Annotated in this window: 18 protein-coding genes; 13 read left to right on the plus strand and 5 right to left on the minus strand. The window is 67.4% G+C overall.

Annotated features, from left to right (window positions below; all coding sequences use genetic code 11):
- Positions 1 to 751: 751 nt before the first annotated feature.
- Positions 752 to 3,100 carry a xanthine dehydrogenase molybdopterin binding subunit gene (gene xdhB, locus CBY09_RS04700; protein ID WP_240515580.1) on the minus strand — a complete coding sequence of 783 codons (2,349 nt, stop codon included), beginning with the start codon at positions 3,098 to 3,100 and terminating at the stop codon, positions 752 to 754.
- Positions 3,097 to 4,605: a xanthine dehydrogenase small subunit gene (xdhA, locus tag CBY09_RS04705; RefSeq protein WP_094286899.1), complete on the minus strand. Its 1,509-nt coding sequence runs from the start codon at positions 4,603 to 4,605 to the stop codon at positions 3,097 to 3,099. The genes xdhB and xdhA overlap by 4 nt, the downstream gene beginning before the upstream one ends.
- A gap of 110 nt (positions 4,606 to 4,715) precedes the next feature.
- On the opposite strand from xdhA, the gene CBY09_RS04710 reads away from it, so the two are divergent.
- The 11 genes from CBY09_RS04710 to CBY09_RS04760 all read left to right on the plus strand — a co-directional run bounded on the left by CBY09_RS04710 (position 4,716) and on the right by CBY09_RS04760 (position 16,518).
- Entirely contained in the window at positions 4,716 to 5,648 is a 933-nt protein-coding gene (locus CBY09_RS04710; protein ID WP_094286901.1) for a LysR family transcriptional regulator, read from the plus strand.
- A 79-nt stretch (positions 5,649 to 5,727) separates the two neighbouring features.
- The gene (locus CBY09_RS04715) at positions 5,728 to 7,338 is read left to right on the plus strand and encodes an ABC transporter ATP-binding protein (RefSeq protein WP_094286903.1); all 1,611 of its coding nucleotides are present in this window, start codon (positions 5,728 to 5,730) and stop codon (positions 7,336 to 7,338) included.
- Positions 7,331 to 8,407 (plus strand): ABC transporter permease, encoded by a 1,077-nt coding sequence (locus CBY09_RS04720; RefSeq protein ID WP_094286905.1) that lies wholly within the window; start codon positions 7,331 to 7,333, stop codon positions 8,405 to 8,407. The genes CBY09_RS04715 and CBY09_RS04720 overlap by 8 nt, the downstream gene beginning before the upstream one ends.
- An 84-nt stretch (positions 8,408 to 8,491) precedes the next feature.
- Positions 8,492 to 9,412, plus strand: a complete 921-nt coding sequence (locus CBY09_RS04725) for an ABC transporter permease (protein ID WP_094286907.1) — start codon at positions 8,492 to 8,494, stop codon at positions 9,410 to 9,412.
- A 109-nt stretch (positions 9,413 to 9,521) separates the two neighbouring features.
- Complete coding sequence (locus CBY09_RS04730; RefSeq protein ID WP_063462501.1) at positions 9,522 to 10,688, plus strand: BMP family ABC transporter substrate-binding protein; 1,167 nt, start codon at positions 9,522 to 9,524, stop codon at positions 10,686 to 10,688.
- Positions 10,689 to 10,795: 107 nt separating this feature from the next.
- Positions 10,796 to 11,776, plus strand: a complete 981-nt coding sequence (locus CBY09_RS04735) for an aromatic ring-hydroxylating dioxygenase subunit alpha (RefSeq protein ID WP_094286909.1) — start codon at positions 10,796 to 10,798, stop codon at positions 11,774 to 11,776.
- Positions 11,776 to 12,828, plus strand: a complete 1,053-nt coding sequence (locus tag CBY09_RS04740; protein WP_094286911.1) for an adenosine deaminase — start codon at positions 11,776 to 11,778, stop codon at positions 12,826 to 12,828. The genes CBY09_RS04735 and CBY09_RS04740 overlap by 1 nt, the downstream gene beginning before the upstream one ends.
- A 112-nt stretch (positions 12,829 to 12,940) precedes the next feature.
- Complete coding sequence (locus CBY09_RS04745) at positions 12,941 to 14,041, plus strand: BMP family ABC transporter substrate-binding protein (RefSeq protein WP_094286913.1); 1,101 nt, start codon at positions 12,941 to 12,943, stop codon at positions 14,039 to 14,041.
- A 97-nt stretch (positions 14,042 to 14,138) separates the two neighbouring features.
- Positions 14,139 to 15,437 carry a guanine deaminase gene (gene guaD, locus CBY09_RS04750; RefSeq protein WP_094286915.1) on the plus strand — a complete coding sequence of 433 codons (1,299 nt, stop codon included), beginning with the start codon at positions 14,139 to 14,141 and terminating at the stop codon, positions 15,435 to 15,437.
- 85 nt (positions 15,438 to 15,522) lie between these two features.
- Positions 15,523 to 16,095 (plus strand): dCTP deaminase, encoded by a 573-nt coding sequence (dcd, locus tag CBY09_RS04755; RefSeq protein ID WP_094286917.1) that lies wholly within the window; start codon positions 15,523 to 15,525, stop codon positions 16,093 to 16,095.
- 138 nt (positions 16,096 to 16,233) lie between these two features.
- Positions 16,234 to 16,518, plus strand: a complete 285-nt coding sequence (locus CBY09_RS04760; RefSeq protein ID WP_094288017.1) for a hypothetical protein — start codon at positions 16,234 to 16,236, stop codon at positions 16,516 to 16,518.
- 44 nt (positions 16,519 to 16,562) lie between these two features.
- Here CBY09_RS04760 and CBY09_RS04765 read toward each other — a convergent pair whose 3' ends face one another.
- The 3 genes from CBY09_RS04765 to pcp all read right to left on the minus strand — a co-directional run bounded on the left by CBY09_RS04765 (position 16,563) and on the right by pcp (position 20,007).
- Positions 16,563 to 18,263: a sensor domain-containing diguanylate cyclase gene (locus CBY09_RS04765; RefSeq protein ID WP_094286919.1), complete on the minus strand. Its 1,701-nt coding sequence runs from the start codon at positions 18,261 to 18,263 to the stop codon at positions 16,563 to 16,565.
- Between the two features lie 11 nt (positions 18,264 to 18,274).
- Positions 18,275 to 19,234, minus strand: coding sequence for a delta(1)-pyrroline-2-carboxylate reductase family protein (locus CBY09_RS04770; RefSeq protein WP_094288019.1), 960 nt, complete (start codon positions 19,232 to 19,234; stop codon positions 18,275 to 18,277).
- Between the two features lie 98 nt (positions 19,235 to 19,332).
- Entirely contained in the window at positions 19,333 to 20,007 is a 675-nt protein-coding gene (pcp, locus tag CBY09_RS04775) for a pyroglutamyl-peptidase I (protein WP_094286921.1), read from the minus strand.
- Positions 20,008 to 20,124: 117 nt separating this feature from the next.
- On the opposite strand from pcp, the gene ypfJ reads away from it, so the two are divergent.
- Together ypfJ and CBY09_RS04785 are read left to right on the plus strand one after the other, a co-directional pair.
- Positions 20,125 to 21,009 (plus strand): KPN_02809 family neutral zinc metallopeptidase, encoded by an 885-nt coding sequence (gene ypfJ, locus CBY09_RS04780; protein ID WP_094286923.1) that lies wholly within the window; start codon positions 20,125 to 20,127, stop codon positions 21,007 to 21,009.
- Between the two features lie 45 nt (positions 21,010 to 21,054).
- Positions 21,055 to 23,217 carry a cyclic nucleotide-binding domain-containing protein gene (locus CBY09_RS04785; protein WP_240515582.1) on the plus strand — a complete coding sequence of 721 codons (2,163 nt, stop codon included), beginning with the start codon at positions 21,055 to 21,057 and terminating at the stop codon, positions 23,215 to 23,217.
- The last annotated feature ends 89 nt before the right edge of the window (positions 23,218 to 23,306 follow it).

Consider the following 23,306-nt stretch of genomic DNA (forward strand, 5'->3'; position numbering starts at 1 on the left):
TGCGCCGTGAAACTCGCTTTGCGCTGCGCGCGCCGCTCGGACAACCACGGCGAGTCAGAGCACGAAGCATGGGCGCTTCGACGCCCATGCCACCCCACAACCGCCCCGCCGCAGGCGCAGCCAGCAGGGGGGGAGCCGAACAGCCGCACGGGCCATTGCTTCGCTCGGCCCCCTCTCGCGGGCGCAAGCGCCTCGCGCTGCGCAGGCTGGGCCGAGCGCAGCGATGGCCCGTGTGGATGTCCGATTCGCGGGTCCCCTTCTGTATGCGCCTGGGGCGCGCAGGGCGCGGGGTGGCATGCGCGTCGGAGCGCGCATGCTTCGTGAACTGACTCACCGCAGTTGTCCGAGCGGAGCGCTGAAGGCGCGTAGCGAGTTCTGCGGTGCACCCCGTGACCGAGCACCGCAGGTTGCCCCGCAGCGCAGCGAAGGGGTCGCAGACAGCAGGGTCGCCCTTTCTTTGGTTCCTTTCTTTCGGCGACGCGAAAGAAAGGGACTCGCATGCCGGGCGACTCCCGGCCTCCGCCCTTGACCCAAGCACGCTGCATAAACCAGAGAACGAGCTTGCCCCGGCTTCGACAGGCCCGAACGGGCGAAGGCTGCACCCAGGCTTTGACAGAGACGCAGCCCGAACGAACGGAAGATGTTGAACTGGTTCCGATCCACCCAACCCGAACGCCGAGCAGAAATCAAAATGCTATGAAAAAACTAGCTAAAAAGGCATAGCCAGCAGGCGGTAGACGCCAAAAAAGCCTCAGTCCTTCACTTGCCCCAACGCCCTCAACACATTCTCCGCAGTCGCCGGTGCCGTCAACACCACCGGCACCGTAGCATCCACCCCACTGCGCCCAGCCGCCACCGCATTGCGCAGCGCCTCATACACACTGATCGCCAGCATGAACGGCGGCTCCCCCACCGCCTTGCTGCCGCCCACGTTGTCCTCGCGGTTGGCTTCGGGCCACAAGTCCACCTTGAAGTGTGCCGGGATGTCTCCCGTTGCCGGGATCTTGTACGTGCTGGGCGCGTGGGTGGCCAGGTAGCCCTTGTCGTTCCACACCAGCTGCTCGGTCGTGAGCCAGCCCATGCCCTGCACAAACCCGCCCTCGATCTGGCCGATGTCGATGGCCGGATTGATGCTGTGGCCCACGTCGTGCAGGATGTCCACCTTCAGCACGCGGCTCTCACCGGTGAGGGTGTCGATGGCCACCTCGGTGCAGGCGGCGCCGTAGGCAAAGTAATAGAAGGGGCGCCCGGTGAGCGTGGCCTTGTCGTAGTGGATCTTGGGCGTGCGATAAAAGCCGTCGCTCCACAGCTGGATGCGGTTGGCGTACGCCTCTTTCACAACGGCGTCGAAGCTGCGCACGGCCTTGGGCGAGATCACCTGGCCGCCCGCGAACTGGATCGCGCCTGCGCCGCAGCCGTCCAGGCCGCACACGAACGAGGCCAGGTTGTCGCGCACGTTGCGTGCGGCGTACTGGGCGGCGCGGCCGTTCAGGTCGGTGCCGCTGCTGGCGGCGGTGGCGCTGGCGTTGGGCACCTTGCTGGTGTCGCTGGCCGTGACCAGCACGCGGGCGAGGGGCACGCCCAGCTCGTCGGCCACGATCTGCGCCACCTTGGTGTGCAGGCCCTGGCCCATTTCGGTGCCGCCGTGGTTCACCTGCACGCTGCCGTCGGTGTACACATGCACCAGCGCGCCGGCCTGGTTGAACAGCGTGGCGGTGAAGCTGATGCCGAACTTGACGGGCGTGATGGCGATGCCGCGCTTGATGACCGGGTTGTGCGCGTTCCAAGCAGCAATTTCGGCCTGGCGCTGGCGGTAGCCCGAGGTCTGCTCCAGCGTGGGCAGCAGCTCGTGCAGGATGTTGTCTTCCACCGCCATCTGGTAGTGGGTGACGTTGCGGCCGCTGCTCGCGTCCTTGCCATACAGGTTGGCCAGGCGCACGTCCTGTGCGTCCAGGCCCAGCGCGCGCGCGATGTCGCCCAGGATGGCCTCGATCACGATCACGCCCTGTGGGCCGCCAAAGCCGCGGAACGCGGTGTGGCTCTGGGTGTTCGTCTTGCAGCGGTACGACGCGATCTCGACATCGCTCAGGTAATAGGCGTTGTCGCTGTGGAATACGGCGCGGTCGGCCACGGGGCCCGACAGGTCAGCGCTGAAGCCGCAGTTGGCAGCCATGTGCAGCTTCAGGCCCGTGATGCGGCCGGTGTCGTCAAAGCCCACGTCGTATTCGTACGCAAACGGGTGGCGCTTGCCGGTGACCATGAAGTCCTCGTCCCGGTCCAGCCGCAGCTTGACGGGGCGACCCAGCTTGTGGGCGGCCACGGCAGCCCACACGGCCAGGTGCCCGGCCTGCGTCTCCTTGCCGCCAAAGCCACCGCCCATGCGGCGGCATTCCACCTTGACCGCATGGTTGTCGATGCCCAGCGCGTGCGCCACCCAGTGCTGCACCTCGCCGGGGTGCTGGGTGCTGGAGTAGATCCACCACTGCTTTTGCTCCAGCGGCATGGCGTAGGCGATCTGGCCTTCGAGGTAGAAATGCTCCTGCCCGCCTACCTCGAATGCGCCGCTCAGGCGGTGGGCGGATTGCGCCAGGCCCGTGGCCGCATCGCCCCGGCGCACAAACACGGGGGGCAGCACATAGCTTTGTGCTTTCAGCGCGTCCTGCACCGTCAGCACGGCAGGCAGGGGGGTGATGTCGAGCTTCACGGCGCGCACCGCACGGCGCGCCTGCATGACCGAGTCGGCCACCACCAAGCCGATCACCTGGCCTACAAACTGCACGCTATCAATGGCAAACACCGGTTCGTCGTGCGCGAAGGCGGCCAAAATCTTGTCGCCCGGCACATCACTCGCCAGCACCACGCCACGCACGCCGGGCAGGGCCAGCGCGGCGCTGGCATCCACACCGTTCAGGCGGCCATGCGCCACCGTGGAGAGGATGGGTGCCGCATACAGCGTGCCCTTCACCTCGGGCAGGTCGTCGATGTAGTGGGCGGCGCCTGCCACCTGGGCGCGGGCGCTTTCGTGGATGTGCGAATGGCCCATGGCGGCCCGGGTGGGCGAGGGCAGGGCCTGGGTGGGGATGTGTTCGGGGGCGTTCATACCGTGGCCTCCAGCGTCAAGGTGTCCAGGCTCACCGAGGGGTGGCCCTGGCTCTCCAGCCAGTAGCGTTGCAGCAGGCTGCCCAGCACCTGGCGGCGGTAGGCGCCGCTGGCGCGCATGTCCGAGATGGGGCTGAACTCGGCCTGCAGCACCGCGGCAGCGCGCTGCGCGGTGGCCTCGGTCCAGGGCTGGCCTGCCAGCGCAGCCTCGGTCTGCCGCGCGCGGGCCGGCGTGGCGGCCACGCCGCCCGCGCCAATGCTGGCGCGCTGCACGGTGCCGTCCGCGATGTCGAGGTTGAGCACCAGGCAGACGGCAGAGATGTCGTCGTCAAAGCGCTTCGAAATCTTGTATGCGCGCAGCTGTTCTTGCGCCGTGGGGCGGGGCACCACGATGCGCACCAGCAACTCATCCGCCGCCATCACGTTCTGCCGGTAGCCGGTGTAGAGGTCTTCCAGCGGCAGCTGGAGCTCGCCCCGGGCCTGGCTCGCCAGCACCACCTGGGCGCGCAGCGCGATCAAGAGCGGCATGGAGTCGCCAATCGGAGAGCCGTTGGCCACGTTGCCGCCCAGCGTGCCGGAGTTGCGCACGGGCAGCCCTGCAAACCGCGTGGCAAATCGGTGCAACTGCGGCCACTGCGCGGTGAGGGCTGCAAATGCGTCGGTCAGGCTCACGGCCGCACCGATGTGGATGGCCTCAGCGTGCTGCGCCACCTCGCGCAGCTCGGCCGCGCGGGTCACGTCGATCACCTGCGTGTATTGCTTGTGCTGCTTGGTCACCCACAGCCCCACGTCGGTACAACCCGCCACGATCTGCGCGCCGGGGTGGGCGGCACGCGCGGCCAGCAGGGCGGCCTGGCTGGTGGGGGCGATATAAGAAAAATTGGCTGCCTGCGCGCTCAGGTCTTGCGCCAGAAGCTTCAGTTTTTGTAGCACTTCGGCTTCATTGACTGCCATGCCGGGCAGCGCAGCCATCTGCTGGGCGGCATCGAGGATGGGGCGGTAGCCGGTGCAGCGGCACAGGTTGCCCGAGAGTTCTTCCTGCGCCAGTTCGCGGGTGATGGGTTCACCATGGCAAACGTGGTTCTGGTACATGCCGAAGAGGCTCATCACGAAGCCGGGAGTGCAGAACCCGCATTGGGAGCCGTGGCACTGGACCATCGCTTCCTGCGCGGGGTGGAGCGTGATCGTTTGTGGGGCGGCGGGGGCATCGCCCACCGGCTGGATCAGCGGGTCTTCCGCCAGGTCCTCTACCGTCCATAGCGCCATGCCATTCACCGAATGGGCCAGGCGGATGCAGCTGTTCACGGCGCTGTAGTGCAGACGGCCGCCGCGTTCTTCGCCCAGCACCACGGTGCAGGCGCCGCAGTCGCCTTCGCCGCAGCCCTCCTTGGTGCCGGTGCAGCCCAGGTCTTCGCGCAGCACCTCCAGCAGGGTGCGGTCGGGTGGTACATTGCCCAGCGCCACGGGCTGGCCTCGGCGCAGGAATTGCAAGGGTTGGGTGGTCATGACGGATGCCGCTTTTTCGATTGCTATCAATTCTTCAATTCATCAGAGGGTAGGGCGCCCCGAGGCCTTCAGCATAAGTACAAGCTTATGACATCAATGCACGCACTGCTATGAGAGACCACGCCCTTTTCGACAAGATAGACCTCCATCTCATAAGGGTCTTGCACACCGTGCTCACAGAACGCAGCGTATCGAGGGCCGCCGTCCGCCTGGGCATGCACCAGCCGGCGGTGTCGGCTGCGCTCAAACGGCTGCGCGACCTGTCGGGCGACCCGCTTCTGGTGCGCTCCGGCGCCAGCATGATGCCCACCGATGCCGCGCTGCGCATGGTGGAGCCCGCAGGGGCCATCCTGCGGGCGGCAGAGGCGCTGTTTTCGGATGCACGCGGGTTTGACCCGCGCACAGCCACCCGCACTTTCCGCGTCGCCGCCAGCGACTACCTCGACCCGCTGTTCCTGCCCCAGCTGGTGGCCCGCATCAAGGTCGAAGCGCCCTTGTGCCCCATCGAGATACTGCCGCTGTCGGCCGACGCTCACTACCACGCGCATCTGGCGCAGGGGGAGGTCGATGTGGTGATCGGCAACTGGCCGCAACCGCCGGACGACCTGCACATGGGTCGCCTGTTTGGCGACGAGGTGGTGTGCCTGGTGGGCAAGGACCACCCCGCCGTGCGGCGCGGCTGGGATGTGGAAAGCTGGCTGGCTGCCGAGCACATCGCGCCCACGCCCACCCACCCGGGTGCACGCGGCGTGATCGACGTGCACCTGGACAGCCTGGGCATGCAGCGCCACATCACGGCGCGCTGCGCGCATTTCAGCCTCATCCCCAGTATCGTGGCATCCAGCTTGCTTGTGCTGACCACGGGCCGCCAGTATTGCGAGCGGTATGTGGAGCAGTTGCCGCTGGCCATCCTGCCCTGCCCGGTGCCGTTTCCCCGGCTCATGTATTACCAGCTCTGGCACGCGCGCACCCACCATTCGGCGGCAGCCGTGTGGCTGCGCGAGTGTGTGAAGGCTGTCGCGTCTTCGCTACGAAAAGAATAGCTGCTTGGGCATGCTGAACAAGCGCAAGAAGGTGTTTTCGTTCCTATAACAAGTTGTAAAACTGAGAGACAATCCCCGCATGAGTTCACCTCCTATTCCCTCCGCCCCGGGGGCGTCGCCGCCGCCCCGGCTGCAGCTTGTGGGCATCACCAAGCGCTACCCGGCCGTGGTGGCCAACAGCGGTGTCTCGCTCACCGTGCTGCCGGGTGAAATCCATGCGGTGCTGGGCGAAAACGGCGCGGGCAAATCCACGCTGATGAAAATCATCTACGGCTCGGTCAAGCCCGACGAGGGCAGCGTGTTCTTCAACGGCCAGGCCGTGCAGGTGCGCAACCCGCAAGAGGCACGCGCCCTGGGCATCGCCATGGTGTTCCAGCACTTCAGCCTGTTCGACACCCTGACGGTGGCCGAGAACGTGTGGCTGGGCCTGGACAAGAGCCTGACGCTGGCCGAAGTCACGCAGCGTATCAGCGCCAAGGCAGCCGAATACGGCCTCGACATCGACCCCCTGCGCCCCGTGCACACGCTCTCTGTGGGCGAGATGCAGCGCGTGGAAATCATCCGTGCCCTGCTCACCAACCCCAAGGTGCTGATCCTGGACGAGCCCACCTCGGTGCTCACGCCCCAGGCGGTCGAAAAGCTCTTCGTGGTGCTGCGCAAGCTGGCCAGCGAGGGCTGCAGCATCCTCTACATCAGCCACAAGCTGCACGAGATACGCGCGCTGTGCACCGCCTGCACCGTGCTGCGCGGCGGCAAGGTCACGGGCGTGTGCAACCCGGCCGAGGAGTCCAATGCCTCCCTGTCGCGCCTGATGATTGGCGCCGAGCCGCCTGCGCTGGAACACCGCGCAGTACAGACCGGCGCCACCGTGCTGCGCGTCAAGGGCCTGTCGCTGCCGCGCGCCGACCAGTTTGGTGTGGACCTGATCGACCTGCAGTTTGAAGTGAGGGCGGGCGAGGTGGTGGGCATTGCCGGGGTGTCGGGCAATGGGCAAAAAGAACTGCTCTACGCGCTGTCGGGCGAAGACCAGCGCGCGGAGCCCGCCAGCATCCAGGTGACGGGCCAGAACGCGGGTCGCATGGGCCCCGGTCAGCGCCGCGCTTTGGGCCTGCACTTTGTGCCCGAGGAGCGCCTGGGCCGGGGCGCCGTGCCCACCATGGGCCTGGCGCACAACCTGCTGCTCACGCGCAAGAACGCAGTGTCGGGCAGCGGCTGGATCAAGGTGGGCGCGCTTGAAGCGCATGCCCGGGACATCATCCAGCGCTTCAATGTGAAGGCCGGTGGCCCGCATTCGGCAGCCAAGTCGCTGTCGGGCGGCAACCTGCAGAAGTTCATCGTGGGCCGCGAGATCGACGCCAACCCGAAGCTGCTCATCGTCTCGCAACCCACCTGGGGCGTGGATGTGGGCGCGGCGGCGCAGATCCGGGGCTCCATCCTGGCGCTGCGCGATGCGGGCTGCGCCGTGCTGGTGGTGAGTGAGGAGCTGGACGAATTGTTTGAAATCTGCGACCGGCTGCATGTGGTGGCCAAGGGGCATCTGTCGCCGTCTGTGCCACGCGCCGAGGCCACGGTGGAGCGCATTGGCGAATGGATGAGTGGCCTGTGGCATGCCGACGTGCAGGCCCATCTGGCGCAGCAGCACCAGCAGCAACTTGAGCAGAACCAGGCCGGGGAGGTGCAGCATGCTTAAGCTGGAACCACGCCCCCAGGCGTCGAAACTCTGGACCTATGGCTCGCCGCTGCTGGCGCTGGCCTTCACAGTGCTGATTGGTGTGGCCCTGTTCATCGCACTGGGCAAGGACCCGGTGCGCGGGCTGCAGGTGTTCTTCTGGGAGCCCATCAAGACGCAGTACGCCATTGGCGAACTCATGGTCAAGGCCACGCCGCTGCTGCTGATTGCGCTGGGGCTGGCCGTGTGCTTCCGCTCCAACGTGTGGAACATCGGCGCTGAGGGCCAATTCGTGATCGGTGCCGTGGTGGCGGGTGGTGTGGCGCTGCTGGCCGACAAGACCACCGGCCCCTGGATTGTGCCCGCCATCCTGCTCGCCGGGGTGCTGGGCGGCATGGTGTGGGCGGGGCTCACGGCCCTGTTGCGCGACAAGTTCAACGCCAACGAAATCCTGGTCAGCCTGATGCTGGTCTATGTGGCCACGCTGGTGCTGGGCTACCTGGTCTATGGCCCGTGGAAAGACCCCATGGGCTACAACTTTCCGCAGACCAAGACCTTCGACAAGGTCACGCAGATCCCGCGCCTGATGCAGGGTTCGCGCATGTCCATCGGCCTGCTGCTGGCGCTGGCCGGGGCGGCTGCGCTGTGGGTGTTCTTGTTCCGTACCCGAGCGGGCTTTGCCCAGCAGGTGGGCGGCCTGGCACCGGCGGCGGCGCGCTATGCGGGCTTCTCGTCGCGCCGCGCGCTGTGGACGGCGTTGCTGATTTCGGGCGGCGCAGCGGGCCTGGCGGGTGCGCTGGAGGTGGCCGGGCCCATCGGCCAGCTCACGCCCTATGTGCCCGCGGGCTACGGCTTCGCGGCCATCATCGTGGCCTTCGTGGGGCGGCTGCACCCGGTGGGCATGATTCTCTCGGCCATCCTCATGAGCATGTTCTACATCGGTGGCGAGCTGGCGCAGTCGCGCCTGGGCCTGCCCAAGTCTCTGACCGGCGTGTTCCAGGGCTTGCTGCTGTTCACGCTGCTGGCCTGTGACACATTGATTGCCTACCGCATCCGCTGGGTGGGCACAAAGAAGGTGGTAAAGACATGAGCCCCCACACTCATCACTTCGTGTATTCGTTGCCCCCCATGGGGGTGCAAGCCTCCCTTGGGGCGGCCCGGCGGGAGGCTTGATATGGAATCCTACGCACTCCTCATCGGTGCCACTCTCAGCGCGGGCACTGTGCTGGCCATCGCGGCCCTGGGCCTGCTCATCAACGAAAAGGCCGGCATCGTCAACCTGGGGGCCGAGGGCATGATGCTCTGCGCCGCCATCGCGGGCTTTGCCACCGTGGTGCACACGGGCAACACCTGGCTGGGTTTTGCTGCAGGCATGGCCGCTGGCGCCGTGCTGGCAGCCATCTTTGGTGTGCTGGTGATCTGGCTCAACACCAACCAGTACGCCACGGGGCTGGCGCTCAGCCTGTTTGGCGTGGGCTTCTCGGCCTTTGCGGGCATCAGCTACGTGCAGGCCAAGCTGCCTGAGCTGCCCAAGTACGCGATTCCCGTGCTGAGTGACGTGCCGCTGCTTGGGCCCGCACTGTTCCAGCAGCACCCGCTGGTGTACCTCACCATGTTGCTGGTGGCGGGGCTGATCTGGTTCCTCTACCGCTCGCGCGCTGGGCTGGTGCTGCGCTCGGTGGGCGAATCGCCCGAGTCGGCCCACGCGCTGGGTTACCCGGTGCGCCGCATTCGCCTGCTGGCCGTGGTGGTGGGTGGCGCCCTGTGCGGGCTGGCGGGTGCCTATATCTCCACCGTCTATACCCCGCTGTGGGTCGAGGGCATGGTGGCCGGGCGCGGCTGGATCGCACTGGCGCTCACCACCTTTGCCACCTGGCGCCCGGCACGGGTGTTGCTTGGGGCTTATCTGTTTGGTGGCGTGACCATGCTGCAGTTCCATTTGCAGGCCACAGGGGTGCAGGTGGCCAGCCAGTTGCTGAGCATGCTGCCCTATGTGGCCACCATCGTGGTGCTGGCGCTGATCTCGCGCAATCCCACGTGGATCCGCATCAACATGCCGGCATCGCTGGGCAAGCCGTTTTATCCGGGCTCCTGAAAGGGGTTGTCCGCGTGAAAATCTGGTTACCCTGCGGTAGATCGCACCATAATCACCGTTTTCGTCCCCCAACCTTTGCAAGTCTTACTTCTTCGATAAGGAAACCGACATGACTGATCTGCAGAAACGCTCCATGCTCAAGGTGGCAGCGCTCTCCGCCGTGGCCGCTGCTGCCCTTGTGGGCTGTGGCAAGAAGGAAGAACCGGCACCGGCCCCCGCGCCTGCACCGGCCCCCGTTGCAGAAGCACCGGCCCCCAAGCCAGAGCCACTGAAGATCGCGTTTGCCTATGTCGGCCCGGTGGGCGACGGTGGCTGGTCGTTTGCCCACGACAACGGCCGCAAGGCCATCGAGAAGGAATTCGGCGACAAGGTCGTGACGAGCTTTGTGGAAAGCGTGCCCGAGTCCGCCGACGCCGAGCGCGTGCTGCGCGACTTGGCTGGCCAGGGCAACAAGCTGATCTTCGGCACCACCTTTGGCTACATGGAATCCATGCTCAAGGTCGCTGAAGACAACAAGGGCATCAAGTTCGAGCATGCCACCGGCTACAAGACCGCCGAGAACATGCGCACCTACGACAGCCGCACCTACGAAGGTGCCTACATGGCCGGCGTGATCGCCGGCGCCATGACCAAGTCCAACACGCTGGGCGTGGTCGGCTCGGTGCCAATCCCTGAAGTGATCCGCAACATCAACAGCTTCACGCTGGGTGCGCAGTCGGTCAACCCCAAGATCAAGACCAAGGTGGTCTGGGTGAACGAGTGGTTCAGCCCCCCCAAGGAAACCGAAGCCGCCACCAGTTTGATCAACGGTGGTGCCGACGTGCTGTTCCAGAACACCGACTCGCCCGCCGTGCTGAAGACGGCGCAAGAGAAGGGCAAGCGCGCCTTCGGCTGGGATTCGGACATGACCGCCTACGGCCCCAAGGCCCACTTGGCATCGGCCATCATCAACTGGGGCCCGTACTACATCAAGGCCACCAAGGACGCGCTGGAAGGCCAGTGGGCTTCGGGCCAAAGCTGGTGGGGTGTGAAGGAAGGCGCGATCGACATCGTCTCCATCGCTGAAGACGTGCCTGCCGACACCAAGGCCAAGGTCGAGTCCATCAAGAAGGGCCTGGCCGACGGCAGCTTCGTGATCTGGAAGGGTCCGATCGTGGGCCAGGACGGCAAGGAAGTGCTGGCGAAAGACGCTGTTGCCGATGACAAGTTCCTCGGCGGCGTGAACTTCTACGTCAAGGGCGTGGAAGGCAAGATCCCTGGCGGCGAAAAGAAGTAAGCACTTCTCACCCGTCATCGGGCGGCCTTTTGGGGCTGTCCGTTCAAAAGGGCTACCTTCTTGGGTGGCCCTTTTTCGTTGGTTCAGTGCATTTTGGAGCAGAGACGATGGTCGAATCGACGTTGTGGCACCCCGTGGCACTGGCGGGTGATGTGGGGAACAGCCCATTGGCCGTGCAGTTGCTGGAGCAGCCGCTGGTGCTGTGGCGTGATGGCCTGGGTGTAGTGCAGGCCTTGGCCGATCGGTGTCCGCACCGGGGTGCGCGCTTGTCGCTGGGCCGGGTGACGGTGCAGGGGCGGCTGGAGTGCCCGTACCACGGCTGGCAGTTCGATGGTTCGGGCCAGTGCACACATGTGCCCGCACTGCCCGCGTTTGTGCCGCCCGCCACGCACTGCGCCCGGCGCCACGAGACCTGCGAGGCCCATGGCCTGGTGTGGGTGCGCCTTGCGCCAGGCAGTGCAGCGCTGCCCCCATTCGCCGCCGAAGAGGACGTACGCTTGCGCAAGCTCAACTGCGGCCCTTACGACGTGGCGGCCAGCGCGCCGCGCATCATCGAGAACTTTCTCGACATGGCGCACTTTGGTTTTGTGCACGAAGGCTGGCTCGGCAGCCGCGAAGCCACCGCCATCGAAGACTACCGCGTGGAGCCCACCGCCACCGGCCTGCTGGCCACGGGCTGCAAGGCCTGGCAACCCCAGTCCAATCTGCATTCCACCGCAGCCGCCCAGGTCGAATACACCTACGAAGTCACGGCCCCGTATGCGGCTGTGCTGACCAAGGTGCCCGAGGCGGGCACTACGGCGGTGGATGGCTGGCGCGAGTCCATTGCGCTTTTCATCTGCCCGATCACTCCGGTACGCAGCCGCGTGTGGTTCCGCCTGGCCGTGGCCGATTTCGACTCACCCGACGAGAAACTGCAGGCCTTCCAGCACACCATCTTCACGCAGGACCAGCCCGTACTGGAGTCGCAAATGCCACAGTGCCTGCCGCTCGATCTGCGTGCGGAGTTGCATACCGCCGCCGACAAGGCATCATCTGCCTACCGCCGCTTTCTGCGCCAGAGTGGCATCACCTTTGGAGTCTGCTGATGTTCAAGATCCCTCCCATCTCCGCCGAGCGCCTGCCCGGGCTGCTGCGTGCCATGCCCAAGGCCGAGCTGCACATCCACATCGAAGGTTCGCTGGAGCCCGAACTGATCTTTGCCCTGGCGCAGCGCAATGAAATGACACTGCCTTACGCCAGCGTGGAGGCCCTGCGCAGTGCCTATGCGTTCACCAACCTGCAGAGTTTTCTCGACATCTACTACGCGGGCGCCAGTGTGCTGATTCATGAGCAGGATTTTTATGACATGGCACGGGCCTACCTGGGCCGCGCGGCGCGCGACAACGTGCTGCATGCTGAACTCTTTTTCGACCCACAGACCCACACCGCACGCGGCGTGGCCATGGAGACCGTGATCAACGGCCTGCACCGGGCCTGTGAAGATGCGCGCACCGAGCTGGGCATCAGTGCCACGCTGATCTTGTGTTTCCTGCGCCACCTGAGCGAGGAGTCTGCGTTTGAAACGCTGGAGCAGGCCATGCCGCTCATCGACAAGATCGTGGGTGTGGGCCTCGATTCCAGCGAAGTGGGCCACCCGCCCGAGAAGTTTGCGCGTGTGTTTGCGCGCTGCCGCGAACTGGGCCTGCACCTGGTCGCCCATGCGGGCGAGGAGGGGCCGCCTGCCTACATCTGGAGCGCGCTCGATGTGCTCAAGGTCGAGCGCATCGACCACGGCGTGCAGGCCGTTCATGACGCTGCGCTGATGCAGCGCCTGGCGCAGGAGCGCATTGCGCTCACGGTGTGCCCGCTGTCCAACCAGAAGCTGTGCGTGTTCCCCAACCTGGCCGACCACAACCTCGGCCAGCTGCTCGATGCGGGGCTGGCCGCCACAGTCAACTCCGACGACCCGGCCTACTTTGGTGGCTACATCAACGAGAACTTCACCCAGGTGTTTGCCGCCACGGGCCTCACGGCCAAACATGCCTACCAGCTGGCGTTCAACAGCTTCGAGGCGAGTTTTGCGGGCAATGCCGACAAGCGGGTGTGGGAGCACAAGCTCAAGGAAACCTTTGAGCGGTGTGTGGAGCACGACTACTGAAGCCTGCGGCAGGCCTCTGCCCTGGAGGCCTTCACGGTAAAATACGCCACAAAGGCTGCTGTCCCGGCAGCCTTTTGTTTTTTCTGTTTTCGGGACCATGTAGAGGACCACCATGTACAAAAACCTCGCAGCCACGCTCGTGGCCGCCTGTTTTTTTTCCCCCGTTTTTTCCCAGACCACACCCGCCAAGGGCAACGCCGCCGAGCCCGTCAAGGCCGGTTTTGTCTATGTCTCGCCCATTACCGAGGCGGGCTGGACGCGCCAGCACGAAGAAGGCCGCAAGGCCGTTGAGGCGGCGCTGGGCCCGCAGGTGAAAACCACCTTTGTCGAGAACGTGGCTGAGGGGGCCGATGCCGAGCGCGTGATCCGCGACCTGGCGGCCACGGGCCACCAGATCATCTTCACGCCCAGCTTTGGCTACATGGAGCCCACGCTCAAGGTGGCGCAGGACTTCCCGGGCGTGAAGTTTGAGTCCATCACCGGCTACAAGCAGGCCGCCAATGTGGCCACGGCCAACGCGCGTTACTACGAAGGCCGCTACCTCGCCGGCATTGCGGCAGGCCGCATGAGCAAGACCGGTGTGGCCGGGTTTGTGGCGGGTTTCCCCATCCCCGAGGTGCTGCAGGGCATCAATGCCTTCACCCTGGGCATGCGCTCGGTGAACCCGCAGGCCACTGTCAAGGTGGTGTGGCTCAACGTGTGGTTCGACCCGCCCAAGGAGCGTGACGCGGCCATGGCGCTGTTCAACCAGGACGTGGATGTGATTGCGTTCCACACCGGCTCCACCGCCGTGATGGCGGCTGCGCAGGAGCGTGGCAAGATGGCGGTGGCCTACCACTCGGACATGCGCAAGACCGGGCCGGATGCTCAGATCTTGGCAGTGACGCACCAGTGGGGCGCCTACTACACCGAGCGCGTGCGCGCCGTGCAAAACGGCAGCTGGAAAAGCGCCAATGTGTGGGGCGGCGTGCGCGAGGGCATGATCCGCGTCGGTGACTTCGGCACCAAGGTGCCTGCCTCCGTGCAGCAGGAGGTGCTGGCCGCGCAAAAGACCATCGGAAGCGGCAAGCTCCAGCCTTTCCGTGCGGGCAAGGCGCCGGTGCGCGACAACGAAGGGCAGGAGCGCATTGCCCCCGGCCAGGTGCTGGCGGACGCGCAGATCCTGCAGATGAACTGGCTGGTGGAGGGCGTGGTGGGCAAGCTGGCGCGCTAGCAGCGGCCATCACCACCACGCGTTTGCCGCCAACCCCCATAGCCACTATGGGGCGCGCCGTATACAAGCAGCGCCCCCTGCCGCTAAGCTCGCCCCCATGCCTGTATACCGATCTGCCCTTTTGCGCTTTGCCGACGACGGCCGCGCCCTGTATGACGAAGATGGCCTGCTGGCCGTGGGTCCCGATGCCCGGGGACGCCAGCGTGTGCTGGCGGCGGGTGCCTGGCAGGCCCTGGCGCCGCAATTTGCAGGCGAGCCCGTGGTGCACCTGCCAGGGCGCATCCTGGCGCCGGGGTTTGTGGACATGCACATCCACTTTCCGCAGACCGATGTGATCGGCTCCCCTGCCGACGGCCTGTTGCCCTGGCTGGAGAACTACACCTTCCCCCACGAGTCGCGGTTTGCGGACCCAGGCTACAGCCAGCAGGTGGCCGAATTTTTTGTGGCCGAGTTGCTGCGCAACGGCGTGACCACGGCACTGGCGTTTTCCACCTCGCACCCCGCGTCGGCCGATGCCCTGTTTGCCGAGGCGCAGCGCCAACAGATGCGCCTGATCACCGGCAAGGTGCTGCAGGACCGCCACTCGCCCGACGGCGTGCGCGACGACACCGAGCAGAGCCTGATCGACACCGAGGCGCTGATCCAGCGCTGGCACGGCGTGGACCGCCTGGGCTATGCCATCACCCCGCGTTTTGCGCCCACCAGCACCCCCGAGCAGCTGCGCGGCGCGGGCGAGCTGGCCGCGCGTTATCCCGATGTGTGGATCCAGTCGCATGTGGCCGAGAACCTTCATGAAATCCGTTGGGCGCGCGAGCTGTTCCCGGCCTCGCGCAGCTACCTGGGCGTGTACGACGACTTCGGCCTGATGCGCGAGCGCGCGGTGTACGCCCACTGCATCCACTTTGACGACGACGACCGCGCACTGATGCGCGACACGGGCGCCACGGCGGCCGTCAGCCCCACGAGCAACCTGTTTCTTGGCAGCGGCTTTTTTGACTACGCCGGCGCCGACCGCGTGGGTTTTGGCTACGGCCTTGCCAGCGACGTGGGCGGGGGCACCAGCTTCAGCCCCTTCCACACCATGCTGGCGGCCTACTATGTGGGGCGAGAGGGCCAGACCAAGCAGGGTCTGAGCCTGTCGCCCCAGCAGCTGTGGTGGCAGCACACGGCGGGCGCTGCCCGGGCGCTGGGCCTTGCGGGCGTGGTGGGCAACCTGCAGCCCGGCTGCGAGGCCGATTTTGTGGTGCTCAACCCGGCGGCCACGCCGCTGCTGGCGCGCAAGAGCAGCCAAGCGCGCAACCTGGAAGAGCTGCTCTTTGCGCTGATCGTGCTCGGCGACGACCGGGTGGTGGAGCAAACCGTGATTTCTCAAGCAAAATACGGCTCCCGCGCCTGATCATCAAGCGCTGGCAGCTACACATTTAATAGCGCCCGGCGGTTTTCATGAAAAGCCGCCAGGCCATTGCGCAGGGAGTTCTGCTATGAGCATCAAGAGCGACAAATGGATCCGCCGCATGGCGGCCGAGCACGGCATGATCGAGCCCTTCGAACCCGGCCAGGTCCGCGAGGCGGAGGGCCGCAGGATCATCAGCTACGGCACCAGCAGCTACGGCTACGACATCCGCTGCGCGCCCGAATTCAAGGTGTTCACCAACATCCACAGCACGGTGGTGGACCCGAAGAACTTCGACGAGAAGAGTTTTGTGGATTTCGAGGGCGAGAGCTGCATCATCCCGCCCAACAGCTTTGCGCTGGCGCGCACGGTCGAATACTTCCGCATCCCGCGCAACGTGCTGACCGTTTGCCTGGGCAAGAGCACCTACGCGCGCTGCGGCATCATCGTCAACGTGACCCCGTTCGAGCCCGAATGGGAAGGTTATGTGACGCTGGAGTTCAGCAACACCACCCCGCTGCCCGCACGCATCTACGCGGGCGAGGGCTGTGCCCAGGTGCTGTTCTTCGAGAGCGACAAGGACGATGTCTGCGAGGTCAGCTACCGCGACCGGGGCGGCAAGTACCAGGGCCAGGTGGGTGTGACGCTGCCCAAGGCCTGATTCGGCAGGGGGCGCGGTGTGGCCCCCGGGCTTTCGTCCTACGTGGCCTCAGCCGCTTGGCTGAATGGCAGGCCACAGTGTTTTTTCTAGCATGAACCCATGCCGCCGCGCGGTCTGGCGGCTGGATGGAGCCTTGCCATGCTGACCTTTGCTGCACCTTCTGCGCCCGCCACCCAGGCCGAGGCCCCGTGCCCGGGGCTGGCTGCCGGGGGCCCGCCGGCCACCTACTGGCCTTGCGAGCTGCTCAATGCGTTCGCGCTGAAGATGGCCGCGAGTGGCCACTGTGTGAACATGTCCATGATGCTGGGCCACCGCCCCTATGCGCTGGAGCAGCTGGCGCTGGCGCGCGGGGCGGCAGATGGCGAACTGCACCACTTGGCCGCCCAGTTGCAGGCCTACTTCGACAGCCCCCGGCCGGGGTAGCTGGGGGCCGATGGCCTGCTATTTAGCCAAGCGGCTGAGGGTACTCAGGCCTCCACACACACCCGGTTGCGGCCCTGGCCCTTGGCTTCGTAGAGCGCCATGTCGCTGCGCCGCAGGATGGCCGCGCCGCTGTCGTCGGCGCCCCGCATGCTGGCCACGCCAGCACTCACGGTGATGGTGCCCACCACCGGGTCCTGCTGCTGGGCCATGGCGGTGACCAGGGTCTGGGCAATCGCACGCGCGCCTTCCAGGTCGGTGTCGGGCAGCAGCGCCACAAACTCCTCCCCTCCCAGCCGGGCGATCACGTCCGAGCCGCGCAGCCGGGTTTCGAGCGTGCGCGCCAGTCGGCGCAGGACCTCGTCCCCGGCCTCGTGGCCGTAGGTGTCGTTCACGCGCTTGAAATGGTCCACGTCCACGGCGATCACGCTCAATGGCCGGGTGCTGCGCCGGGCCAGCGCCAGTGCAAACGCCATCTGCGATTCAAAACCGCGCCGGTTCAGCAGCCCGGTGAGGGCGTCGGTTCGGGCCTGCAAGTCGAGGGCGCGGTTGGCGGCCTCCAGCTCCAGGGTGCGCAGGCGCACCTTTTCTTCCATGGCCTCGCGCGCGGCCAGCAGCCGGTGGGTCATCTGGCCCAGTGCCTGGGAGAGCTGGTGCACCTCGCGGTTGCTGTCCATGGCCGGGATGTTGCTGCCGGGGCGGCCCGCCTCCACGGCGCTGGCGGCATCGGCCAGCGCATACAGGTCCTCGCTCAGGCGGCGTGCGGCCATCCAGGCCAGGCCCGACGCCATGAGCGCTGCGGCCAGGCCGATGGCCAGGGCCAGGCGCACGGTACCGTCGGCCTCGGCAAACGCCAGCTCGACCGGCTGGCGCGCCACGATGCGCCAGCCCAGGTCGCTGGCAGCATTGCGGGCCTGCAGCTGCGTGGCGGCCGTGAGGTAGTGCTTGCCGTCCAGCCAGGGCACCACGGCAGTCTGCAGGCGCCCGCCATCGCGGTTGTTGTTGACGTGGATGCCTTCGGGCAGGCGCTGGCCAGCGGCTTGCAGCGTGGTGCTGTGCCGCCGGGGGGCCAGGATCAGCTGGCCCTGGCGGTCGAAGATGAAAAGTTCCACCGCGTTTTCTGCCGAGGTGGACGGCGCGAGTCCTTCCAGCACCTCGCGCGTCCATTCCCAGCTGCCGTGGATGCCCAGCACGCCCACGGTGGTCGGGCCGATGCGGATGGGGGCTGCGAAATCGACAAACCGGTGCGGCTCGCCCGAAGCGGTGGGAGGCAGCAGGCTCTCCAGCAACTGGGCAGGGTGCACATCGCCCACATGTACCTCCTGCAAGCCGCGCTGGAACCAGGGGCGCTGCGCCACGCTATGGCCCTGCAGCAGGCCGCCCGTGGCGTTGCGCACCACACCTTGTGCGTCGGCCACGCCGATCCAGAGGTTGCTCGGCTCCATGGCCTGGCTGCGCGCCAGCATGTGCTGGGCCTCGGGTGAATCCAGTCCTGCGGACCAGATCGTTGCGGCGCTCGCCAGCACCTCGGCCTCCAGGCTGCGCTGCATCAGACCATTGGCCAGCAGCTTGCTCGCGTTGTCGGCCACGGTCTGAAGCGAAAGCCCCGCGTCACGCCGGATGTGGTGTTTGAGCAGCTCGCCAAAGCCCAGCGACAGCAGCACGGCCAGCACGATGACCAGCGTGCCGAACACCAGCGCAATCTGCATGCGCAGGCTGTGGTCGGAAAAGCGTGCGAGCAGGGCCATGGGCGGGCCTCTCAGGTGGCGGGGGGCTGTGCAGCGCCCTGGCGCAGTGCCAGGCGTGCGGCGGCCAGGTCCCAGCCGGCCCAGCCACAGCTCTTGAACAGCACCGGCCCGGAGGGGGCACGGGGCTTCCAGGGGCCGCAGACCACGTCCCGCAGCACGGGCAGTGCTGCCACGTCCAGCCCCGCTTGCAGCAGATCGCCCGCCTCGTGGCTGGCGTCGGCCGTGTCCACCACGATGCTGCCGTGCTCTGCCACGTGCTGGCACAGCGCGGGCGCCAGCTCAGCCATGGCGGGGGTGAAGGCGCCCACCGCCGTGATGAACGCATCGGCCCGGGGCGTGGCGTGCAGCACCAGGCTGCTGGCCGTGGTGCAGACGGCCACCAGGGGGCAGTGGGTCAGGGCCGCGTCGGCGTCGGCCACCACCCGCACCTGGGCGCCCAGCCCACGCACCTGCGTGGCCAGGGTTTCGGCGCTGGCGGCGCTGCGTGAACTGATCCAGACCTCCTGCACGCCCAGCCCGAGCACAAATGCCTCGGCATGCGCCAGGCCCTGCACCCCGGCGCCCACGATGAGCAAGGGGCCTTGCGGTGCGGGTGCCAGGTGCCGCGCCGCCAGCAGAGAGACTGCAGCCGTGCGCCGGGCCGTGACGGTGGGGCCGTCCAGCACCAGCTGGCGTGCGCCGGTGGCAATGTCGAACACCACCACGTCGCCCTGGATCGAGGGGCGTCCGGTGCCCGCGTTGGCGGGCGTGAAGGTGATGAGCTTGGTCATGGCCACGCTGCGGTCGGTAGCAGGCATCAGGAACAGGCTGCCGCCCTGGGCCAGGGGCAGCACGCTGCGGGCAGGCACCGAGACGGTGCTGTCGTGCAGCAGCTTGGCAATTTCGTCGGCCAGGGCCGACCAGGGCAAGCGCTGCGCGGTGGCGGCGGCATCCAGGGTGCCAGCGACCAGGGTAGAGGGGGCAAAAGACATGGCCTGACTGTACACAGCGGCCAGCGCTTCCGGGCTGTTTGGCGGGTGCATTTCCCCGTTTTTCAGGGCATTCCCGGGGCGCTGGATCCCGGGTTGGCTCAGTGCGTTGCGCCAGCCTGCAAGCTGATGTCCTGGGGCGCCAGCACAGCGGCCCACAGCGCGGCGTGGATGCCGCGCACCATGTCGCGCAGCGGCAGGTGGGGTGCACCCTGCCCGGTGAGCCAGGGCACATGCACAAAGCCTCCCCTTGCCCCGGCAGGGCCCGCACCCTGGGCCAGCAGGTGCAGCAGGCCATACAGCACATGGTTGCATACGAAGGTGCCAGCCGTCTGCGACACCTCGCAGGGCAGGCCCGCCCGCTGCACGGCGCGCAGCATGGCCTTGATGGGCAGGCTGGCAAAGTAGGCGGCGGGCCCCTCGGTCGCCACAGGGGTGTCGATGGGCTGGGCACCGGTGTTGTCGGGGATGCGGGCGTCGTTGATGTTGATGCCGATGCGCTCCAGCGACAGCGCACTGCGACCGCCCGCCAGGCCCAGGCACACGGTCAGTGCAGGCTGGTGCGTGTGCACCAGCGCAGCCAGCCGCTGCAGCGACAGCCCAAACACCGTGGGCAGCTGCGCAGCCACCACCCGGTGGCCGCCAATCCGCTGGCCGTGCAGCGCCTGGGCAATCAGCCAGCTGGGGTTGAGCGGATCACCGCCGAAGGGGTCGAAGCCGGTGAGCAGGATCACCTGGTCGGGTGCGGGCGTGAGATGGCGGGTGTCGTTGATCATGGGCGGTGGGGGCGGACCTGTGGCAGGCGTGCATCGTAGTTCGCCCGGGCTGCGCCTGCACGGCGCGTAATATCCAGCATTGGCCTTCCACCCGCAGGAGGGCCCAGGAGATCTGGCATGAAATGGGAAGGCAATCGCGAATCCGACAACGTGGAAGACCGCCGTGGCGATGGTGGCGGTGGAGGGGGCGGATCGCCGGTATTCGGCGGGCGCAGCATTGGCATCGGCACCATCGTCATCGCCCTGCTGGGGGGATGGGTGCTGGGCATCAATCCGTTGACGATTCTGGGGCTGCTCAGCGGTGGCGGGCCACCGACCCATGTGCAGCAGCCGGGGCCTGCGCAGCGCCCGCCCGCAGACGACACCATGGCCCGGTTTGTGTCCACCGTGCTGGCTGACACCGAGGACGTGTGGGGCCAGGTGTTCCGCCAGGGGGGCGGCCGCTACCAGGAGCCGCGCCTGGTGCTGTTCCGGGGCGCCACGCCCACGGCCTGTGGCACAGGCCAGGCGGCGATGGGCCCGTTCTACTGCCCGGCCGACCAGAAGGTCTACATCGACCTGGGCTTTTACGAAACCCTCAAGAACCGCCTGGGCGCACCTGGCGACTTTGCACAGGCCTATGTGATTGCCCACGAGGTGGGCCACCATGTGCAGAACCAGCTGGGCATCAGCGGCAAGGTGGACCAGATGCGCGGTCGCGTGAGCAAGGCCGAATACAACGCGCTGTCGGTGCGGCTGGAGCTGCAGGCCGACTGTTTTGCGGGCGTGTGGGCCCACCATGCGCAGAATGCGCGCCAGATCCTGGAGCAGGGTGATGTGGAAGAGGCCATGAACGCGGCGGCCAAGATTGGCGACGACGCGCTGCAGCGCGCCCAGGGCGGCGCCGTGGTGCCCGAGAGTTTCACGCACGGCACCAGCGCCCAGCGCCAGCGCTGGTTCCACAACGGCCTGCAGAACGGCAGCGTGAAAGCCTGCGACACCTTCGCTGCGCGCAGCCTGTAGGCTGTAGGCCACCGCAGCCCGCACGGGTTTTGAAGACCACGGCCCATGTCCTCCGCAGCGCCCCTGGCGGCGCCTTCCCACCGGGCGCCTGACCCGGCAACGCAGCCCTCGGGCGCGGCGGCGGCGTGGTCGGCGGCGGCGGTCACCGTGCCCCATGCGGTGGGCCTGGGGCTGCTGGCCTTTGCGCCCCTGGCGGGCGACTATTCCCTGGCGGCGCTGGCCCTGTGGTCGGCTGCGCTGCCGGGCCTGCTGCTCACCCTGCTGGCGCCCCGCGCGGGCGTGGTGTATGCGCCTACCACGGTGGTGGCGCTGCTGTTTGCTGCGGTGCTGGCCACGGCCCATGGTGCGGCACCCGCGCTGGGGTTGAGCGCGCGGCAGGTGTTGGCCGTGAGCGGGGCCACGGTGGCGCTGGCGTTTGTCTTCCAGTGGCTGCTGGGCGTGCTGCGGCTGGCTTCGGTGGCGCGGTTCTTGCCGATTTCAGTCACCCACGGGTTTGCGGCGGGCGTGGGCCTGTCGATGGTGCTGGGCCAGGTGCGCAACGGCTTTGGCGCGGGGGCGGCCGCACCCTGGGATGCCCAGCTGGGCTGGCATGCGCTGGCGGCCGTGGCCGTGGTGGGGCTGGCCTGGTGGCTGCGGGGCCGCTGGCCCCGCATGCCCGGCCTGCTGACGGCGGTGGCCGTGGTGGCGCTGGCCGTGGCTTTGGCGGGCTTCTGGGGCGCCGGGCTGGGGGCCGTGTTTGTGCCCGCCGTGCAGCCCAGCGCATTCGCCTGGCCGCCGCTGCCCGACTGGCGCGGCATCCCCTGGATGGCCCTGGCGCAGCAGCAGGGCTCGGCCCTGGTGGTGCTGGCGCTCCTGATGGCGCTGGTCAACAGCCTGGAAATCCTGGTCTTCAACCAGGAGCTGGAGCTGGACCATGGCCTGCGCGGCGACGCCAATCTGGCCCTGCGCCGCGAGAGCCTGCTGGGCGCGTTGTGCGGCCTGGCGTGCATGATCCCGGCATCGACCAGCGCGTCGCGCTCGCGCATCGTGCTGGCGCAGGCCGGGACATCACGCGATGCCCCGCGCTGGCACGCCGCCATCATGCTGGGCGTGGCCATCACGGGGCCGTGGTGGCTGCACTGGGTGCCCATGGCCTGTCTGGCGGGGGGGCTGGTGCTGGCCGGGCTGATGCAGGTGCCGGGGCTGATGTGGTCGCTGGGCTATGCGCGCCGCTCGCGCGTGACCTGGGCGCAGAGCTGGCTGGTGGCCCTGGTGTTTGCGGTGATGGGCGGTGTGGGTGCGCTGGTGGCGGGCCTGGTGGTGGCCACCTTTGTGCTGCTGCACGACTCGGCCGCCACGGTGCTGCGCCATGTGCGGCTGGATGGCGAGCTGCGTTCGCGGCGCCTGCGCCGGGCGGGGTCTGACACCTGGCTGGCGCCGCGCATGAACCAGGTGGCTGTGTTCGAGCTGCAGGGCGTGATGTCGTTTGGCGTGGCGGCCCACCTGGCCGAGCAGGTGCGCATGCTGCTGCAGCCGCGCCACCGCTGGGTGATTCTGGACGCGGGCCGTGTGCCCGCCTGGGACAGCACGGCCCTGGCCCAGCTGCGCGCGCTGGTGCGCGACCTGGGCCAGCAGGGCATTGCCGCCGCCGTGGCGGCGCTCGACCCCCTGGCCGCCGAACACGCGGGCGAACAGGTGCGCGCCTTTGCCGACCTGGACCGTGCGCTGGAATGGGCCGAGGCCGGCATCATGGCGCAACGCCCCATCGAGCAGCGCCCCGCGCGCCCCGAGCGCGACCTGCTGGGCGAAATCGGCGAAGGCGTGCCCCGCGCCGCCGCCGACGCGCTCATGGCCCTGCTGGAGCCGCTGGACGTGCCCGCCCACGGCGTGGTCTTCCGCGCGGGCGACACCGACCACGACCTGCTGGTGGTCAAGTCGGGCCACATCACCCTGGTGACCTTGTGGCCGCCCGACAAGGGCCTGCGCCTGGCCACCGTGGGGCCGGGCATGGCCTTTGGCGAGATGGCTTTCCTCAACGGCGCGGCCCGCAGCGCCTGCGCCGGGGCCGAGCGCGGCCCCGCACACCTGGTGCGGCTGTCGCGCGCGCACTTTGACGCCTGGGCCCGGCAATACCCCGAGGCCGCGCTCACGGTGATGAATAACCTCGCGCAGATCGGGGCGAGGCGGCTGGCGGTGACCACGCGCCAGCTGCGGGCCGTGCTGGAATGATTTTCACAAGCAAAAATCGGCCTCTGCGCGCAATGGCTAAGTCTTTTTAGCTATCAAAAGAGTAGTGAATATGTACCCCGCACCGCCCG

Source organism: Acidovorax kalamii, from assembly GCF_002245625.1.
Lineage (GTDB): Bacteria > Pseudomonadota > Gammaproteobacteria > Burkholderiales > Burkholderiaceae_C > Acidovorax > Acidovorax kalamii.

Coding starts and splice junctions, on each gene's coding strand:
- xdhB (WP_240515580.1), bottom strand. CDS start 3,100: ATGAACGCCCCCGAACACATCCCCACCCAGGCCCTGCCCTCGCCCACC.
- xdhA (WP_094286899.1), bottom strand. CDS start 4,605: ATGACCACCCAACCCTTGCAATTCCTGCGCCGAGGCCAGCCCGTGGCG.
- CBY09_RS04710 (WP_094286901.1), top strand. CDS start 4,716: ATGAGAGACCACGCCCTTTTCGACAAGATAGACCTCCATCTCATAAGG.
- CBY09_RS04715 (WP_094286903.1), top strand. CDS start 5,728: ATGAGTTCACCTCCTATTCCCTCCGCCCCGGGGGCGTCGCCGCCGCCC.
- CBY09_RS04720 (WP_094286905.1), top strand. CDS start 7,331: ATGCTTAAGCTGGAACCACGCCCCCAGGCGTCGAAACTCTGGACCTAT.
- CBY09_RS04725 (WP_094286907.1), top strand. CDS start 8,492: ATGGAATCCTACGCACTCCTCATCGGTGCCACTCTCAGCGCGGGCACT.
- CBY09_RS04730 (WP_063462501.1), top strand. CDS start 9,522: ATGACTGATCTGCAGAAACGCTCCATGCTCAAGGTGGCAGCGCTCTCC.
- CBY09_RS04735 (WP_094286909.1), top strand. CDS start 10,796: ATGGTCGAATCGACGTTGTGGCACCCCGTGGCACTGGCGGGTGATGTG.
- CBY09_RS04740 (WP_094286911.1), top strand. CDS start 11,776: ATGTTCAAGATCCCTCCCATCTCCGCCGAGCGCCTGCCCGGGCTGCTG.
- CBY09_RS04745 (WP_094286913.1), top strand. CDS start 12,941: ATGTACAAAAACCTCGCAGCCACGCTCGTGGCCGCCTGTTTTTTTTCC.
- guaD (WP_094286915.1), top strand. CDS start 14,139: ATGCCTGTATACCGATCTGCCCTTTTGCGCTTTGCCGACGACGGCCGC.
- dcd (WP_094286917.1), top strand. CDS start 15,523: ATGAGCATCAAGAGCGACAAATGGATCCGCCGCATGGCGGCCGAGCAC.
- CBY09_RS04760 (WP_094288017.1), top strand. CDS start 16,234: ATGCTGACCTTTGCTGCACCTTCTGCGCCCGCCACCCAGGCCGAGGCC.
- CBY09_RS04765 (WP_094286919.1), bottom strand. CDS start 18,263: ATGGCCCTGCTCGCACGCTTTTCCGACCACAGCCTGCGCATGCAGATT.
- CBY09_RS04770 (WP_094288019.1), bottom strand. CDS start 19,234: ATGTCTTTTGCCCCCTCTACCCTGGTCGCTGGCACCCTGGATGCCGCC.
- pcp (WP_094286921.1), bottom strand. CDS start 20,007: ATGATCAACGACACCCGCCATCTCACGCCCGCACCCGACCAGGTGATC.
- ypfJ (WP_094286923.1), top strand. CDS start 20,125: ATGAAATGGGAAGGCAATCGCGAATCCGACAACGTGGAAGACCGCCGT.
- CBY09_RS04785 (WP_240515582.1), top strand. CDS start 21,055: ATGTCCTCCGCAGCGCCCCTGGCGGCGCCTTCCCACCGGGCGCCTGAC.